Raw genomic sequence first — 17,598 nt, 5'->3', positions numbered from 1 at the left:
TGCGTTAGTCCTTTTCTGGTGGCGGCGGCTAGTGGGCCACGGCGGCGGCGCCGTGTTCGTCGATGAGGGCGCCGGTTTCGAAGCGCTCCAGCGAGAACGGCTTGTTCAGTGCGTGCGGGGCGCCGGTGGCGATGGTGTGCGCGAAGGTCAGGCCGGCGGCGGGCGTGCCCTTGAACCCGCCGGTACCCCAGCCGCAGTTCACGAACATGTTCTCCACCGGGGTCAGGCCCACAATCGGGGAAGCGTCCAGGGTGGTGTCCACGATCCCGCCCCAGGTCCGGAGCACGTGGGCCCGGGCGAAGATGGGGAAGAGCTCGACGGCGGCCGCCATCTGCTGCTCGATGACGTGGAAGGAGCCGCGCTGGCCGTAGCCGTTGTAGGAGTCGACGCCGGCGCCCATGACCAGTTCGCCCTTGTGGGCCTGGGAGACGTAGACGTGGACGTGGTTGGACATGACCACCGTGGGGTGGACGGGCTCGTGCAGTTCGGACACCAGCGCCTGCAGCGGGTGGGACTGGATGGGCAGCTGGAAGCCGGCCATTTCGGCCAGGACCGAGCTGTGGCCTGCGGCGCAGAGGCCCACCTTTTCGGTGTTGATGGTGCCGCGGTTGGTCTTGACGCCCACCACGCGGTCCCCCTCCTTCAGGAAGCCGGTCACCTCGCAGTTCTGGATGATGTCAACGCCCATTTCGTCGCATTTGCGGGCGAAGGCCCAGGCCACGTGGTCGTGCTTGGCGATGCCGGCGCGCGGCTGGTAGGTGGCGCCCATGACGGGGTAGCGGATGTTGTCGCGGATGTTCAGGATGGGGCAGAGTTCCTTGACCTGCTGCGGGTCCAGCCATTCGGCGTCCACGCCGTTGAGCTTGTTGGCGCCCACGCGGCGGATGCTTTCGCGGACGTCGCCCAGGGTGTGGGCCAGGTTCATCACGCCGCGCTGGCTGAACAGGAAGTCGTACTCGAGTTCCTCGGGCAGGATCTCCCAGAGCTTGAGGGCGTGCTCGTAGATGGCCGCACTCTCATCCCAGAGGTAGTTGGAGCGGATGATGGTGGTGTTGCGGGCCATGTTGCCGCCGGCCAGCCAGCCTTTTTCCAGGACGGCAATGTTGGTCATCCCGTGGTTCTTGGCCAGGAAGTAGGCGGTGGCCAGGCCGTGCCCGCCGCCGCCCACGATCACGGCGTCATAGGAGGACTTGGGTTCCGGGTTCCGCCAGAGGAAGTCCGGGTGCTCCGGAAGGTGCTGGGTGCTCACTGGGCGGCTCCAATCAGGTCTGCTTCAGCGTCGGCCAGGCCGGCGTCGGCGGTGAGGTGCGGGTAAAGGGGGAACTTTTCGGCCAGGGCCGTCACGCGTTCGCGGAGTTCGACGGCGGTGTCCCCGGGCAGGGTGCCCGTGCCGGCCGATGCAATCAGCGCGGAGGCGATGATGTCGGCCACTTCGGTGAACTCGGCGGCGCCGAATCCGCGGGCGGCCAGGGCGGGGGTGCCGATCCGGAGGCCGGAGGAAACCATCGGCGGGCGGGGATCGAACGGGACGGCGTTGCGGTTGACGGTGATGCCGATCTTGTGGAGGGCGTCTTCACCCTGCTGGCCGTCCAGTTCGGAGTGGCGCAGGTCCACCAGGACCAGGTGGACGTCGGTGCCGCCGTTGACCACGGAGATGCCTGCGGCCTGGACGTCCGGCTGGAGGAGTCGCTCTGCCAGCAGCTTTGCTCCCTGCAGGACGCGCTCCTGGCGTTCCTTGAATTCAGGAGCAGCGGCAAGCTTGAAGGCCACCGCCTTGGCGGCAACCACGTGCTCCAGCGGTCCGCCCTGCTGGCCGGGGAACACGGCGCTGTTGATCTTCTTGGCGTATTCCTCCTTGGCGAGGATGACGCCGCCGCGGGGTCCGCCAAGGGTCTTGTGGGTGGTGGTGGTGACCACGTCGGCGTACGGGACGGGGTTGGGATGCAGGCCTGCAGCCACCAGGCCGGCGAAGTGGGCCATGTCCACCATGAGGTAGGCGCCCACGAGGTCGGCGATACGGCGGAATTCGGCGAAGTCCAGCTGGCGGGAGTAGGCGGACCAGCCGGCCACGATCAGTTTGGGCTTGTGTTCCAGGGCCAGCGCTTCCACCTCGGCCATGTCCACGCGGAGGTCTGATTCGCGGACGTGGTAGGGGACCACGTTGTAGAGCTTGCCGGAGAAGTTAATCTTCATCCCGTGGGTCAGGTGGCCGCCGTGGGCCAGGGAGAGGCCAAGGATGGTGTCACCCGGGTTCAGCAGGGCGAACATGGCGGCGGCGTTGGCCTGCGCGCCGGAGTGCGGCTGGACGTTGGCGAATTCGGCGCCGAAGAGGGCTTTGACGCGGTCGATGGCGAGCTGTTCAATGACGTCCACGTGCTCGCAGCCGCCGTAGTAGCGCTTGCCCGGGTAGCCTTCGGCGTACTTGTTGGTCAGGACCGAGCCCTGGGCTTCCATCACGGCTGACGGAGCGAAGTTCTCCGACGCGATCATTTCAAGGGTGGACTGCTGGCGGTGCAGTTCCCGCGCCACAGCGGCGGCGACGTCGGCGTCAACCGTGGCGAGCGAGGCGTTCAGTACATCCTGCATGGTTCTCCTTCTGGGGCCCTTCGGAGTTACTGATCCATAACTGATCTGTAACTGATATATTAGAACTGACGTAATAGTATGTTGTAGATCACGCGGCAGTCAATAGCTACCTTGGGAGAGCTCGGAATGAGCGTAATGACAGAGAACCAGCTGGCCGGAGAAGGCGACCTCTCGCTCGCCGAGCAGGCCTACCGGCACCTCCGGGACCGGCTCATCATGCTCGACATCCGGCCGGGTGAGGCCATCAACGACGGCAAGCTCGCCGCCGAGCTCGGGATCGGCCGCACGCCGGTCCGGGAAGCGCTCAAGCGCCTGGAAGGTGACCACCTCGTCGTGTCGTACCCCCGCCGTGGAACGTTCGCCACCGTCGTCGACATCACCGAACTCGCGGACGTCTCCGAACTCCGGGAGTCATTGGAACCCCTGGCAGCCCGCCGGGCCGCCAAGCTGGCAACCCCTGCCCTGCGCAAGGAAATACGGGAAACCGCGGCGGCAATTGCCAGGATGGGGGCGGATGACGATCCCTATGACCTCATGCGGTATGACATCAAGGTCCACCGCCTCATCTACCGGGCCGCCGCCAACACCCACCTCGAGGACGTGCTGATCCGTTACGACAACCTGGCCACCCGCATTTGGTGCATGGTGCTGGAAAAGGTGCCGTCAGTGGCGGAGCACATCGCCGAACACGTGGAACTGCTGGAGGCAGTGGCCGACGGCGACTCGGACCGGGCGGGCAAGCTGGCCCTTGAGCACGTGACCAGTTTCGAGCAGGCCATCCGCAGCGTGCTTTAGGCTGTCCGCCCGCCCGCCTTTCAGGAACGGGGCGCCCGCGGAATGAACGCTGAGGGTTCACGCCTGATCCGCATCAGCGCCGACTCAATGGCACCCCGGACTACGGATTCCGCCCCGAGAGTGCTCGCAACCAGATCCGGCAGCGGCAGGCCGGAATCCGTGGGCAGCAGGCTGCGGGCGTGCTCCAGGACCGGTTCGATGGCGCGTGAGATCGCGCCGGCGATGACCACCCGCTCAATGTCAAGAAGGCTGGAGAGCACCACAGCGATTCGCGCCAGCCGCACCCCGAGCCTGGCGATGATGTCCTGTGCCAGCGGGTCTCCCGCGCGGGCCGCCTGGAAGACATCTTCGGCGTTGATGTCCTCCTCGGGTATTTGCCGCAGCACCGTCTCGCCATCGTAGGAATGGATGCGGGCACGCGCCCACTTCCGCGCAAGTGCTCCGAACCCGTCCGAACTCCCCTCATCCGGCACGAACTTGCTGTCCAGCTCATCCAGGAACCGCATCTCCCCCGCGCCCCCCTGGCGACCCCGCAGCAGGCGCCCATCGACAATCAGGCCGGCACCAAACCGCTCACCCGACAGCAAGGTGGCCACGTTGGCTGACGGCTCCTGTGCCTGCTCCGCGATGGCGGCGAGATTGGCGTCATTTTCGACGATGACAGTGCCCCAAAGGTGCCCTGCGAAGCCGGAATTCATCAACTGCCAGAATTCTCCTCCGGCGGGAGACGCGCCGTTCGCGTCAATGGGCGCCGGGACGCCGACGGCCGTGAGCAGGACATCCTCCGGGGTGCATGAAACATCCTCAAGGGTCAGGCGGATCAGCTCCCGTGCATTCGCCACGCGGCCGGCGCGTCCCAGCGCGTGCGAATCAATGCTTTGGCGGCGCTTGCCCAGCTCGCGGCCGCGCAGGTCGGCAACGATGGTTGTGAAGTAGCCCTCCCCGGCATCCAGGCCCACAACCACACCCGCAGCTTCGCGCAGCTGGTACTGCCGCGCCGGCCTGCCCTTGAGCCTGCCGGCCTCGGTACGGGCGTCAGTCAATTCCTCCAGCCAGCCCGCATCAACCAGGCCGTCACAAACCCCGAGCACCGTGGCGCGGGTAAGCCCGGTGGCAGCCATGGCTTCTCCGGCAGTAAACACCTGTTCCTGGAGGGCGAAGCGCAACAGCGCCTCCGAGTTGATCTGCCGTAACAGTTGTGTCGAGCTCGCCGTATTTCCGTCCACCCCTTGACGATAGCCCCTGCGTCCCCCATCCTCATATAGGTCCTAAATATAAGACCCATATAAATTATCCGAGAGTCCAAGAGGAGCCGATGTTGCCACCTTTGACGTCCGCCGGGAGACACGTTTCCCGGCGCACTTTCCTTGCCGCTGCGGGAGGTGCGCTCACCGCTTTCGGGTTGGCCGGCTGCGCCCCGGCCAGTGCCAGGCCCACCATCACGTTCCACCAGTCAAAGCCGGAGGCAGTTCCATACTTCCGGGACCTGGCCGCGAAGTTCACCGACTCGCAGGACCGGGTGCGCGTCCTGCATGACATGGCCACAAATCTCTCTGCCAGCTTCGTCCGCAGCAGTCCCCCGGACCTCGGATGCCTCAACTACAACCTGGAGATGGCGCGCTTCATGGAGCGCGGGGCGCTCTCGGATCTTTCCGACCTCCCGGCAGCGGCCTCCATCCGGGACGACGTGCTGGACCTCACCAACTGGTATCCAACCTATGCCGGCCGCACCAGCGTCATCCCCTACTCGGTCATGGCGGCCTCGGTCATCTACAACCGCCGCATCTTCGAAGAGAACGGGGTGGCCGTCCCAACAACCTGGGATGAACTGATCGAGGTGTGCGAGGTGCTCAAGGCAGCAGGCATCACGCCGATATACGGCACTTTCCGCGACCCCTGGACCGTGGCACAGGGATTGTTCGACTACACGGTGGGCGGCATGGTCAACGTGCGCGACTTTTATCAGAAAATGCATGGGATTGGCGAAAACGTCGGACCGGATTCGGAAGTTTCGTTCCAGAAAACGATGCTCGAACCGGTGAAGCGCATGGTCCAACTGACCAAATACGTCAATCCCGATGCGGCGAGCCGAGGCTACGGAGACGGCAACACGGCAATGGCCCAGGGCCAGGCCGCCATGTACTTCCAGGGACCCTGGGCCTTTGGCGAGATCGAAAAGGCCGGCAAAGACCTGGATCTGGGAACTTTCCCGCTGCCCATGACCGGTGATCCCGCAGATCTCAAAGTCCGCGTCAACATCGACCTCTCGCTCTGGGTTCCCGAGGTCGCCAACGGGCAGCAGGGTGCCCGCGATTTCCTGCAGTACCTGATGCGGCCGGAGATCCAGAACCCTTACAACGCCAAATTCCTGGGTTTCGGGACGACCAAGGACGCGCCACCGGTGACCGACCCACGAATCGTCGAGATGCAGAAGTACTACGACGAGGGCCGCTTCTACATGGGCGCCTCACAGTTCATTCCGAACTCGATTCCGGCCGCCAACTACATCCAGTCGATCATCGGCGGCGCCGATGCCGAGAGCACGCTGCGCAGGATGGACGCCGACTGGGCCCGCCTGGCTTTCCGCGCTTAGACCCACACTTTCGATCTCTCAAAGCACGAAACGAGGACCATCCATGTCATCAATGACGAGACCTTCCACCAGGGTGGAGGTGACGGCCCCGGCAGCGGCTGGAACCACACGCGTGCGCAAAAGCCGCGTTGATCCGCTCTACTATGTTTTCCTCCTGCCCTCGCTGGTGATCTTCACGCTGGCCGTCACGCTGCCCGCCGTTCTCGGGTTCATCTACAGCTTCACGAACTCCGTGGGCTTCGGTGACTTCGATTTCATCGGCATCCGGAACTTCATCGCGGTGTTCCGTGATGAAGGAGTCCTCGGCGCCTACGGCTTCACCCTCGTTTTCTCGCTGGTCACCGTCATCGTCGTGAATGCCGTGGCCTTCCTCCTGGCCCTGGGCCTCACGTCCCGCGTCCGCTTCCGTGCCGCGCTTCGCACCGTCTTCGTCATCCCCATGGTGATCTCCGGCATCGTCATCGCGTTCGTGTTCCAGTACCTCTTCTCGAACTCGCTGCCCCTTGCCGGCAAAAGCATGGGAATCGAGCCGCTGGCCACCAGCCTTCTCGCAAACCCCCAGCTCGCGTGGCTTGCGATCGTCTTCGTCACGGCGTGGCAGTCCATCCCGAGTGCCATGCTGATCTACATCGCAGGGCTCCTCACGGTCCCCGCCGAGGTCTACGAGGCGAGCTCCATCGACGGGGCATCGCCCTGGCAGAACCTGCGGCACATCACCCTGCCGCTCATTGCGGGGTACGCCGTGATCAACACGGTCCTGGGGTTCAAGAACTATCTCAACGCCTACGACATCATCATCGGCCTCACCGACGGCGGGCCCGGCGTGGCCACACGAAGCGTCGCGATGTCGATCTTCCGCGGCTTCGAAGGCGGCGACTATGCCTACCAGATGGCCAACGCCGTGATCTTCTTCCTCATCAGCATCGTCATCGCACTCGTCCAACTTCGCTTCACACGTGGCAAGGGAGGGATCGCAGCATGAGCAGCGCACCCAGCATCATCCAGGCAGAACCCGCGGCGGCCGCCAAGGGCCGCCGCCTACCCGCCGGGCCCGAACGCATCCAGTGGCCCGCCACCATCATCCTCATTGTCTGCACGCTCAGCGTGCTCGTCCCGCTCTACGTCACGGTCAGCATGGCCTTCAAAACCACTGGCCAGGCAGTGGACGGCAACGCCTTCTCCCTGCCAAGCCCCCTGACCTTCGACAGCTTTGCCCAGGCCTGGACGCTCACAAACTTCCCCCGCGGCTTTGGAATTTCCGTGTTCGTGTCGGTGATCGCCGTTGCAGGGGAGATCATCGTTTCGGCCCTGGCCGCCTACGCCATCGTCCGCAACTGGGACCGTCGGCTCTTCCGCTGGTCCTTCTTTTACCTGCTCGCGGCAATGTTCATCCCGTTCCCCGTGGTGGCGCTGCCGCAGATCCAGCTCACGGGACTCGTCGGACTCGACAACCCGCTCGGGGTGGCCATCCTGCACATCGTTTTCGCCCTGGCCTTCAACACCATGCTCTTCACCGCCTTCCTCCGCTCGATCCCCCTGGAGTTGGAGGAAAGTATGCGGATGGACGGCGCGGGAACGTGGCAGGTGTTTTGGAAGCTCATCTTCCCCCTGCTGGGGCCCATGAGCGCAACCGTGGGCATCTTCGCCTTCATCGCGTCATGGAACGACTTCATGATGCCGTCACTCATCATTTCCGATCCTGAACTGCAGACCATCCCCGTGCTGCAAAAGATCTTCCAGACGCAGTTCAGCAACAGCTACAACGTGGCCTTCGCCTCCTACCTGATGGCAATGGCCCCCGCGATCATCGTCTACCTGTTTACCCAGCGCTGGGTCATGTCCGGCCTCACCCAGGGCGCCGTCAAGTAACTCCGGACCCACACACCTGATACAGCTGAAACTGAAGGAAGCAATCTTGCCCACCACCGCCACCCAGGCAACCCAAAGCAACCCCGCCCCCACGGCCGACCCCAACTGGTGGCGTCAGGCCTCCGTCTACCAGATCTACCCCCGCAGCTTTGCGGACTCGAACGGCGACGGCATCGGCGACATCAACGGCATCACCGCCAAGGTTCCGTACCTGAAAAACCTGGGCATCGATGCCGTCTGGCTGAGCCCCTTCTACCCCTCCGCACTCGCCGATGGGGGCTACGACGTGGACGACTACCGCAACGTGGACCCGCTGCTGGGCACGCTGGAGGACTTCGACGCGATGGCCAACGCCCTGCACGCCGCCGGCCTCAAGCTGATCGTGGACATCGTGCCCAACCACTCGTCGGACCGGCACCAGTGGTTCCGGGAAGCCCTCGCCTCGCCCAAGGGGTCCGCGGCGCGCAACCGGTACATCTTCCGCGACGGGCTGGGCGAAAAAGGCGAGCTGCCGCCGTCGGACTGGGACTCGGTGTTCGGCGGCCCCGCCTGGGAGCGCATCACCGAACCCGACGGCAGCCCCGGGCAGTGGTACATGCACATCTTTGCCAAGGAACAGCCCGACTTCAACTGGGACAACCCCGAAGTCCGCGAAGACTTCCTGAAAACCCTGCGCTTCTGGTCGGACCGGGGCGTGGACGGCTTCCGCATCGACGTCGCCCACGCCCTGACGAAGAACCTGGAAGAAACCCTGCCCACCAAGGCGGACCTCGAGGCCCAGGGCGAGGCGCTGTACCTCACGGGGCAGCACCCGTACTGGGACCGCGACGAGGTCCACGAAATCTACGCCGAGTGGCGCCGCGTGTTCAATGAATACAACCCGCCGCGCACCGCCGTCGCCGAAGCCTGGGTCCATACCGACCGCCGCGCCCGCTACGCCAGCCCGGAGGGACTGGGCCAGGCCTTCAACTTCGACCTGCTGCAGGCGGACTTCGACGCCGCCCAGTTCCGGAAGACGATCATCAAGAACCTGGCAGAGGCCAAAGCATCCGGCGCGTCGTCCACCTGGGTGTTCTCAAACCACGATGTGGTCCGGCATGCCACGCGCTACGGCCTCCCCGCGTCCGAGCCTTCGGCCGGAGGTGACATCATGGCCGGGCAGGCGGGCAAGCGGTGGCTTCTGGCCGGCGGCAGGCAGGAAGATGTCGACGCCGAACTCGGCCTGCGCCGCGCCCGAGCCGCGTCCCTGCTGATGTTCGCCCTTCCGGGTTCTGCGTACCTGTACCAAGGCGAGGAACTGGGACTGCAGGAAGTCGGCAATGAAATCCCGGACTCCGCCCGGCAGGATCCGGCCTTCTTCCGGAACAAGGGCGTGGAGATCGGCCGCGACGGCTGCCGCGTCCCCTTGCCGTGGACCTCGGCGGGCAGCTCATTCGGTTTCGGCCCCGGCGGCTCCCACCTGCCGCAGCCGGAATGGTTCGCGGGCAGCTCAGTGGAGGCCCAGGAGGGCCAGGGGGATTCAACCCTGTCCCTCTACCGCCGGGCACTCGCCCTGCGGTCGCAGCTGCAAACAACAGAAGCGCTGGAGCTGCTGGAAACCGGCCGGGATGACGTCCTGGCCTTCCGGCGCCCCAACGGCTGGACCTCCATAACGAACTTCGGTACCGAACCCTTCGAGCTGCCCGCGGGCCAGCTGCTGGTCTCCAGCTCGCCACTCGAAGCCGGCCGGCTGCCCGGCGCTGCCACGGCGTGGCTGCGGTGAGCGCCCCTGCCGACGCCGGCTCCGGACCGGATTTCGGAATAGGAATCGATGTTGGCGGGACCTGGATCAAGGGTGCACTCGTCAACCTGGGCAGCGGCATCCCGGCCGGCGGTGTCCGCCGCCTGCGGACCCCGTCCAGCGGCAGGGTGGATGACGTGGCAGACACCCTGGACCAGCTCATCAGTGAGCTCGAATCCGAAAGCCCCGGGCACGGGAACCTGGCTGCCGGCGTCGCCATCCCCTCGATTGTCCAGCGCGGAGTGGCGCTGTCGGCAGCAAACATGGACGGCAGCTGGGTGGGACTTGATGTCCAGTCCTACCTGGAGTCCCGGCTTGGACGATCCGTTTGCGTCGTGAATGACGCAGACGCTGCCGGTACGGCGGAAGCCCTGTACGGCGCCGGGAAAGGCCAGCGCGGCGTTGTCCTGGTCCTGACCCTGGGGACGGGCATCGGATCCGCACTGCTGGTGGACGGCAGGCTCGTTCCCAATTTCGAGCTGGGCCACCTGGAAATCGGCGGCTGCAAAGCAGAGTCCCGGGCATCGGCCGTCGTCAGGGAGAACCAAGGCCTCACCTGGGTGGAGTACGCCGACCGGCTGCAGCAGTACCTGTCGCACGTGGAGTTCCTCTTCTCGCCCGACCTCATCATCATCGGTGGGGGCATTTCAGCGTGCAGTACCGAATACCTCCCTCGCCTCTCACTGCGCACCCCGGTCATTCCGGCCAGCCTCGAGAACGCCGCGGGCGTTGTGGGCGCCGCCCTTGCCGGCAGGCGGCTCAAGGATGGACAGGCTCAGTATGTGTGACATGGAATACTTCAGTACATGTGCGGCCGGACATCTCGGCGGCGGCTGGAAGGGGCAGTGGCATGCAGGAAACCGTTAACGAGGACGAAGAGGCGCGCCAGGCCGTCATCGCTTCACTCGCCCGGCAACGGGACCTCGGCCTCCCTGCGGATCCGGACTTTGACCGGCGGCTGGATGAGCACTTCCCCACCCTCCGCAGCCTGTTCCACTCGCTTTACGGCGCCCGGCAGGACTGGCTGGAGCAGCTGTCCGCCCTGGTGGTGCAGAGCGCGCGGTCGTGGCAGGAGCGCTCCCCGGAGCTGAAGGCGCTGGACGCCGAACGCGAGGAGGCGCCGGACTGGTTCCAGTCCAACGGCATGCTGGGCGGCGTCTGCTATGTGGACCGCTACGCCGAAAGCCTGGAGGGAGTGCGCAGCCGCATTCCCTATTTCAAGGAGCTGGGCCTCACCTACCTGCACCTGATGCCGCTGTTCCTGGCGCCCGAACCGCATTCGGACGGCGGCTACGCCGTGTCGAGCTACCGGGAGGTCAACCCCAAGCTGGGCACCATGGAACAGCTGCGCTCCCTCGCGGCCGAACTGCGCGCCAACGGGATCAGCCTGGTGGTGGACTTCATCTTCAACCACACCTCGGACGAGCACGAATGGGCCCGGAAGGCAGCCGCGGGCGATCCCGAGTACAGCGACTACTACTGGATCTTCCCGGACCGGACCATGCCGGACGCCTTTGAGGCGAATGTCCGCGAGATCTTCCCGGAGAACCATCCGGGGTCCTTCATCCAGATGGCGGACGGCCGGTGGGTGTGGGCCACGTTCCACACCTACCAGTGGGACCTGAACTACTCCAACCCCGGCGTCTTCCGGGCCATGGCCGCCGAGATGCTGTTCCTGGCCAACCAGGGGGTGGATATCCTGCGCATGGACGCTGTCGCCTTCATCTGGAAGCAGCTGGGGACGCCCTGCGAAAACCTCCCCCAGGCGCACACGCTGCTCCGGGCGTTCAACGCGGTCTGCCGCCTGGCGGCACCGTCGCTGCTGTTCAAGTCGGAGGCCATCGTGCACCCCGACGAGGTGGCACTGTACATCGACCCCGCGGAATGCCAGCTTTCCTACAACCCGCTGCAGATGGCCCTGATCTGGGAGTCCCTGGCCACCAGGGACGTGTCCCTGCTGTCACAGGCGCTGGAGCGCAGGCACAACATCCCCGACGGTACGGCATGGGTGAACTACGTCCGCAGCCATGACGACATCGGCTGGACCTTCGCCGATGAGGACGCGGCCGAGCTGGGCATCAACGGCTTTGACCACCGCCGCTTCCTGAACTCCTTCTACGTCAACCGGTTCCCGGGCAGCTTCGCCCGCGGCGTCCCCTTCCAGGACAACCCCAAGACGGGTGACTGCCGGATTTCCGGCACGACGGCGTCCCTGTGCGGGATGGAGGTTGACCCGGCGGAGGCGGTGGAACGGATCCTCCTGGCCCATTCGGTGCCCTTCAGCACCGGCGGCATCCCGCTGCTGTACCTGGGTGACGAAGTGGGGCAGGTCAACGACTACTCCTACGCGTCCGAGCCCGGCCACGAGGAGGACAGCCGCTGGGTGCACCGGCCGCACTTTCCCGCCGAACAATACGCCCGCCGTGCCGATCCCTCCACCCCCGAGGGGGCCGTCTACGCCGGATTGAAGCGCATGATCGAGGTCCGGGCCGGCACTCCTGAATTTGCCGGAACCACGCTGGTGGATTTCAGTACGAACAACCACTCGGTGCTCGGCTACCAGCGCCCGGGCGGTCCGGACGGTGGCAGCACCGTCCTGGCCCTCGCCAATTTCAGCGACTCCGCCCAGACCCTCCCGGCGGAAACCTTTGGCGGGTACTCCCCTGCCGCCGTCGACCTTCTCTCCGAAGCCACCCTGCAACTGGACGACGGCATCACCCTCCTCCCCCGGCAGTACCTCTGGCTGCGCGTCACCCCCGCGTAGCACTCGCGGGCCCGTTTTCGCAACGGGCCCGCGCGCGTGAAAGCATACGGACCATGGCCTCCAAGATTGCGTACCAGGGTGAGCCCGGCGCCAACTCCAATATCGCGTGTCAGCAGATGTTCCCGGACATGGAAAGCGTCCCGTGCGCCAGCTTCGAGGACGCCTTCGAACTGGTGTCCGGCGGCGAAGCGGACCTGGCCATGATCCCCATCGAGAATTCCATCGCGGGACGGGTGGCGGACATCCACATCCTGCTGCCGCAGTCCAACCTGCAGATCGTGGGCGAATACTTCCTGCCCATCCATTTCGACCTGCTGGGCATTCCGGGCAGCACCATTGAGGGCGCCACCGAGGTGCACAGCCACATCCACGCCCTGGGCCAGTGCCGGAAGCTGATCCGCGACCACGGCCTCAAGCCGGTCATCGCCGGTGACACCGCCGGGTCCGCCCGGGAGGTGGCCGAGTGGAATGACCCCCGCAAGCTCTCGCTGGCTCCCCCGCTGGCCGCGGAGATCTACGGCCTCCAGGTGCTGGCCTCGCGCGTGGAGGACGACCCCTCCAACACCACCCGCTTCGTGGTCCTTGCCCGGGAAACGGCACTGCCGGCCCGGCAGGATCTTCCCGGACCGGCAGTCACCAGTTTCGTGTTCCGCGTCCGCAACGTCCCCTCCGCCCTGTACAAGGCGCTGGGCGGGTTTGCCACGAACGGCGTGAACATGACGCGTCTGGAGAGTTACATGGTGGGCAACGAGTTTGCCGCCACCATGTTCATGGCCGACGTCGAGGGCCACCCCGAGGACCTGCCGCTGAAGCTGGCCCTCGAGGAACTGGACTTCTTCACCACCGAGGTGCGGATCCTCGGCGTGTACCCCGCGGCTGACTACCGGGCGGCGGCAGCCACCGCCTGACGTGGCTGTGCGGGCGCGGCCTTGAGCAGCGGCGCGAAGAACGCGCCGAGCTCGGCGGTTGCGGTCAGCGGCAGGACGTTGGCCACGTACTGGTCCGGGCGGACCACCACGACGACGCCGTTGCGGTCCAGTCCGCGCAGGTCGAAGATGTCCGCCGTGGGATCGGTTGCGTACACCTTCTCGTAGTCGGTGAGCTTGAACGGGCCCACCTGCGGCTTGAAGACGGAGGGGACGGCATTGATGTCGACGGCGGTGTGCGGCTGCTGGTAAATGACCTTCAGATCGAACCACGCGTCCGGGTCGGCGTCCGCGGGTGTTACTGCCAGGGGTGATTCCGGCGAGTGCGCGAACCACTCGGCAAGCTTGTCCGTGGTGGAGTCCTTTCCGGGCTGGGCCGCATCCGCGAAGACATAGATCCGCCAGCGGCCGTCAGCCGTGGCGTGGTGGCCCAGGTGGATGGGGTTGGTGTCGCCCACGCGGACTACCGGTGCCGACTTGAAACGCTTGCCCACGGGGAAGCCGGCGGCCAGGTCCTGGTGGTCGGTGCCGCCAACAATCAGGGACGGCGCGTACTGGGTCATGAAACCTGCCGGGAACTCGGCGGTCCGCACGTAGAAGTCCTCAAGGTCCGAGGGGTGCTCGAACTCCTCGGGCTTCTTGGCCATCATGGTGGACCACTCCTTGTCGAAGTCGATCAGGTTCCTGGCCACCACCTGCCGCTCCTCCGAGTAGGTGGTCAGCAGGCTCTCGGGGCTGCGGCCCTCCAGCACATGCCCCAGCTTCCAGGCGATGTTGAACCCGTCCTGCATCGAGACGTTCATGCCCTGGCCGGCCTTGGCGCTGTGGGTGTGGCAGGCATCGCCGGTGATGAACACCCGCGGGGTGCGGGTGCCGCGGTCCGCGGGCAGGACGTCGTCGAACCTGTCCGTGAGGCGGTGGCCCACCTCGTACACGCTGTGCCATGCCACGTTGCGTACATCCAGGGTGTAGGGGTGCAGGATCTCGTTTGCCTTGTGGATGATCTGCTCGATGCTCGTGTTGCGGACGGCGTGGTGGGTGGCAGGATCCACTTCGCCCAGGTCCACGTACATGCGGAACAGGTAGCCGCCTTCCCGCGGAATCAGCAGGATGCTGCCCTTCTCGGCCTGGATGGCGCACTTGGTGCGGATGTCAGGGAAGTCGGTGACGGCCAGGACGTCCATGACGCCCCAGGCGTGGTTGGCCTGGTCCCCTGCCAGCGTACAGCCGATCGCCTGGCGAACCTTGCTGCGCGCGCCGTCGGCCCCCACCACGTACTTTGCACGGACAATCCGCTCCTGGCCCTCATTGGGTCCGGCGGTGTGAAGCAGCGTCACAGTGACCGGGTAGTCGCCCTCGGTGGCGACGGTGAGGCCTTGGAAGTCATAGCCATAGTCGGGCTTGAGGCGGGTGGGTGAGTTCGCCGCAAACTCGGCAAAGTAGTCCAGCACGCGGGCCTGGTTGACGATCAGGTGCGGGAACTCGCTGATCCCTGTTTCGTCGTCGACGGCGCGTGCGGCGCGGATGATGTTGGCGTTGTTGGCAGGGTCCGGCTTCCAGAACGCCATCTCCGTGATCCGGTACGCCTCGGCGATGATCCGCTCTGCGAACCCGAAGGCCTGGAAGGTTTCGACGCTGCGCGCCTGGATCCCGTCAGCCTGCCCAATAGCGAGGCGGCCCGGCCGGCGGTCAATGATCCGCGTGGTGACATTGGGGAACATGGACAGCTGCGCGGCGGCGAGCATTCCGGCCGGGCCGGTGCCGACGATGAGCACGTCCACTTCCTCCGGGAGCTCCTCGGGGCGGTTCAGTCCGACGCCGGCTGCCGGCTTGATGCGCGGGTCACCGGATACGTATCCGTGGTGGTGGAACTGCACGGGCTTTCCTCACTTCGTTGTGGATGATTCACATCAGTTCGTGTTCTATATCAGAACAGTAGATTCGATAATCGAAAACTCTAAACTTGTTTTCCACTGTACGCCGGTTGTGACGCGGGCGACAAGTGGCTCCGGAAGTGCCGCTAAAGCAGCCGAAACAAGGGGGTTGACGGAAGCTGCAAATCTATGGATAGTGATCGTATACGATTTCGTACCTGATGAGGAGACGTTTTGGAGCAGGTCAACGGCGACACCCTGGCAGCAGCACGCAAGGTGGTCGCGGTGCACATCAACTACCCCAGCCGGGCCGCCCAGCGTGGCCGCACCCCGGCCCAACCGTCCTACTTCCTCAAGCCTTCCAGCTCGCTGGCGCTCAGCGGAAGCCCCGTGGAGCGCCCGGCCGGCTGCGAACTGCTCGGCTACGAAGGCGAGATTGCGCTCATCATCGGCAAGGCCGCCCGCCGCGTCACGGTCGAGGAGGCCTGGAGCCACGTTGCCGCTGTCACCGCCAGCAACGACCTCGGCGTGTACGACCTGCGCTACGCGGACAAGGGCTCCAACCTCCGGTCCAAGGGCGGGGACGGGTTCACCCCTGTGGGCCCGGCACTTCTTCCGGCAGACGCCGTCGACCCTTCCAAACTTCGCATCCGCACCTGGCACAACGGTGAACTGGTCCAGGACGACACAACCGCTGACCTGCTCTTCCCCTTCGCCCGGCTGGTGGCGGACCTGTCCCAGCTCCTCACCCTCGAGGAGGGCGACATCATCCTCACCGGCACCCCTGCCGGCGCCTCCGTGGCCGCACCGGGCGACGTCCTGGAGGTTGAGGCGGGCACGATTGATGGCACCCTCACCACCGGACGCCTGGTCACCACCGTTGAGCAAGGCACGACGGCGTTCGCGGACTTTGGCGCCCAGCCCAAGGTTGACGACCTGCAGCGGGAGGAGGCCTACGGATCCCGCGAAGCCGCAGGGCTCCCTGCTCCTGCCAGCGCCCTCACCCCGGAACTGAAAGCCAAGCTCGAGTCGGTCGCCACCGCCACCCTGTCATCCCAGATGCGCAAGCGCGGCCTTAACAACGTCAGCATCGACGGCCTCCAGGCCACCCGCCCGGACCGGCGCGTGGTGGGACTGGCCCGGACCCTGCGCTACGTGCCCAACCGGGAAGACCTCTTCAAGACCCATGGCGGCGGCTTCAACGCCCAGAAACGCGCCATCGATTCCGTCAACGAAGGCGAAATCCTGGTCATGGAAGCCCGCGGCGAAAAGGGCACCGGCACCGTGGGCGACATCCTGGCCCTGCGCGCCCAGGTCCGCGGCGCGGCAGCGATCATCACCGACGGCGGCGTCCGCGACTATACCGCGGTGGCCGGCCTGGAAATGCCCACGTACTTCGCCAACCCGCACCCCGCCGTGCTGGGCCGCCGGCACATCCCGTGGGACACGGACATCACCATCGCCTGCGGCGGAGCCACCGTCCAGCCCGGCGACATCATCGTGGCCGACTCCGACGGCATCCTGGTCATCCCGCCCGCCATCGCCGAAGAACTCGTTGAGGACTGCATCCAGCAGGAAAAGGAAGAGGCCTTCATCTTCGAGATGGTCAAGCAGGGCAACAGCGTGGACGGCCTCTACCCGATGAACGCCGAATGGCAGGCCCGGTACAAGGAATGGGCAGGCAACCGCCATGACTGAAACCGCCGTGGCCGGCGTGGCAACCACTCCCGGCAGCAAGTCCCAACAGGCCTACCAGGCCGTCAAGGCACGAATCGTGGAAGGCACCTACACTCCCGGCTACCGGCTGGTCCTGGGTGCCATAGCGAAGGACCTGGGCTTCAGCGTGGTTCCGGTCCGGGAAGCGATCCGCAGGCTTGAAGCCGAAGGACTGGTGACGTTTGAACGGAACGTCGGCGCCACGGTGGCAGGCATCGACCCCACCGAATACCTCTACACCATGCAGACCCTCAGCATCGTGGAAGGTGCCGCCACGGCACTCTCCGCACCGCTGATCGACGGCCAGGCCATTGCCCGGGCCCGTGCCGTGAACCAGGAAATGCGCCAGTGCCTGGAGCACTTCGATCCGGTGCGCTTCACCCAGCTCAACCAGGACTTCCACAGCGTCCTGTTCGAACACTGCCCCAACCCGCACATCCTGGACCTGGTACACCGCGGCTGGAACCGGCTGGCCGCACTCAGGTCCTCCACCTTCCGCTTCGTCCCCGGCCGGGCCCGCGACTCGGTGGAGGAACATGAGGAACTCCTGAAGCTGATCGAGTCCGGTGCCGATGCCGACGACATCGAGAAGGCAGCCCGCCGGCACCGCACGGCGACCCTGGACGCTTACCTCGCCCAAACCAATTAGTACGAAAAGACCAGTTGTACGACGCGACCACTTGTACGAAGAGACC

General features: G+C 65.5%; 14 protein-coding genes. 10 read left to right on the top strand and 4 right to left on the bottom strand.

Annotated features, from left to right (window positions below; translation table 11 throughout):
- Positions 1 to 28: 28 nt before the first annotated feature.
- Both ACV095_RS01730 and glyA read right to left on the bottom strand, forming a co-directional pair.
- Entirely contained in the window at positions 29 to 1,249 is a 1,221-nt protein-coding gene (locus ACV095_RS01730) for a sarcosine oxidase subunit beta family protein (RefSeq protein ID WP_018770029.1), read from the bottom strand.
- Positions 1,246 to 2,586 carry a serine hydroxymethyltransferase gene (gene glyA / locus ACV095_RS01725; protein WP_018770028.1) on the bottom strand — a complete coding sequence of 447 codons (1,341 nt, stop codon included), beginning with the start codon at positions 2,584 to 2,586 and terminating at the stop codon, positions 1,246 to 1,248. Before glyA ends, ACV095_RS01730 begins: the two co-directional genes overlap by 4 nt.
- A 135-nt stretch (positions 2,587 to 2,721) precedes the next feature.
- Here glyA and ACV095_RS01720 point away from each other — a divergent pair, with 135 nt between their 5' ends.
- The gene (locus tag ACV095_RS01720) at positions 2,722 to 3,381 is read left to right on the top strand and encodes a GntR family transcriptional regulator (protein WP_082581758.1); all 660 of its coding nucleotides are present in this window, start codon (positions 2,722 to 2,724) and stop codon (positions 3,379 to 3,381) included.
- A 20-nt stretch (positions 3,382 to 3,401) separates the two neighbouring features.
- Here the strand turns inward: ACV095_RS01720 and ACV095_RS01715 are convergent, their stop codons facing one another.
- Positions 3,402 to 4,607 (bottom strand): ROK family transcriptional regulator, encoded by a 1,206-nt coding sequence (locus tag ACV095_RS01715; RefSeq protein WP_166673105.1) that lies wholly within the window; start codon positions 4,605 to 4,607, stop codon positions 3,402 to 3,404.
- Between the two features lie 89 nt (positions 4,608 to 4,696).
- On the opposite strand from ACV095_RS01715, the gene ACV095_RS01710 reads away from it, so the two are divergent.
- The 7 genes from ACV095_RS01710 (at position 4,697) to ACV095_RS01680 (ending at position 13,295) form a co-directional block, all read left to right on the top strand.
- Entirely contained in the window at positions 4,697 to 5,974 is a 1,278-nt protein-coding gene (locus ACV095_RS01710) for an ABC transporter substrate-binding protein (RefSeq protein ID WP_196804766.1), read from the top strand.
- Between the two features lie 43 nt (positions 5,975 to 6,017).
- Positions 6,018 to 6,956, top strand: a complete 939-nt coding sequence (locus tag ACV095_RS01705) for a carbohydrate ABC transporter permease (RefSeq protein WP_026265892.1) — start codon at positions 6,018 to 6,020, stop codon at positions 6,954 to 6,956.
- A complete protein-coding gene (locus tag ACV095_RS01700) occupies positions 6,953 to 7,843 on the top strand; it encodes a carbohydrate ABC transporter permease (RefSeq protein ID WP_142070541.1) in 891 nt (296 codons plus the stop codon). Before ACV095_RS01705 ends, ACV095_RS01700 begins: the two co-directional genes overlap by 4 nt.
- A 46-nt stretch (positions 7,844 to 7,889) precedes the next feature.
- Complete coding sequence (locus ACV095_RS01695) at positions 7,890 to 9,605, top strand: glycoside hydrolase family 13 protein (RefSeq protein ID WP_478222775.1); 1,716 nt, start codon at positions 7,890 to 7,892, stop codon at positions 9,603 to 9,605.
- Complete coding sequence (gene ppgK, locus ACV095_RS01690) at positions 9,593 to 10,411, top strand: polyphosphate--glucose phosphotransferase (RefSeq protein ID WP_478222774.1); 819 nt, start codon at positions 9,593 to 9,595, stop codon at positions 10,409 to 10,411. The genes ACV095_RS01695 and ppgK overlap by 13 nt, the downstream gene beginning before the upstream one ends.
- Before the next feature lie 62 nt (positions 10,412 to 10,473).
- On the top strand, positions 10,474 to 12,387 hold the full coding sequence (locus ACV095_RS01685) for an amylosucrase (RefSeq protein WP_478222773.1): 1,914 nt from the start codon (positions 10,474 to 10,476) through the stop codon (positions 12,385 to 12,387).
- Between the two features lie 53 nt (positions 12,388 to 12,440).
- Positions 12,441 to 13,295, top strand: coding sequence for a prephenate dehydratase (locus ACV095_RS01680; protein WP_478222772.1), 855 nt, complete (start codon positions 12,441 to 12,443; stop codon positions 13,293 to 13,295).
- On the opposite strand, the gene ACV095_RS01675 is transcribed toward ACV095_RS01680, so the two are convergent.
- Positions 13,268 to 15,190: an FAD-binding monooxygenase gene (locus ACV095_RS01675; RefSeq protein WP_478222771.1), complete on the bottom strand. Its 1,923-nt coding sequence runs from the start codon at positions 15,188 to 15,190 to the stop codon at positions 13,268 to 13,270. The two genes, ACV095_RS01680 and ACV095_RS01675, sit on opposite strands and share 28 nt — an antisense overlap.
- Before the next feature lie 231 nt (positions 15,191 to 15,421).
- Between ACV095_RS01675 and ACV095_RS01670 the strand changes: the two genes are divergently transcribed.
- Positions 15,422 to 16,885 carry a fumarylacetoacetate hydrolase family protein gene (locus tag ACV095_RS01670; RefSeq protein WP_478222770.1) on the top strand — a complete coding sequence of 488 codons (1,464 nt, stop codon included), beginning with the start codon at positions 15,422 to 15,424 and terminating at the stop codon, positions 16,883 to 16,885.
- A complete protein-coding gene (locus ACV095_RS01665) occupies positions 16,878 to 17,552 on the top strand; it encodes a GntR family transcriptional regulator (protein WP_478222769.1) in 675 nt (224 codons plus the stop codon). Before ACV095_RS01670 ends, ACV095_RS01665 begins: the two co-directional genes overlap by 8 nt.
- Positions 17,553 to 17,598: the final 46 nt, after the last annotated feature.

This window comes from Arthrobacter sp. JDC6 (genome assembly GCF_056484025.1).
Note: the sequence above shows the minus strand (reverse complement) of the source record. Positions and strands in the feature narration are given on the sequence as shown.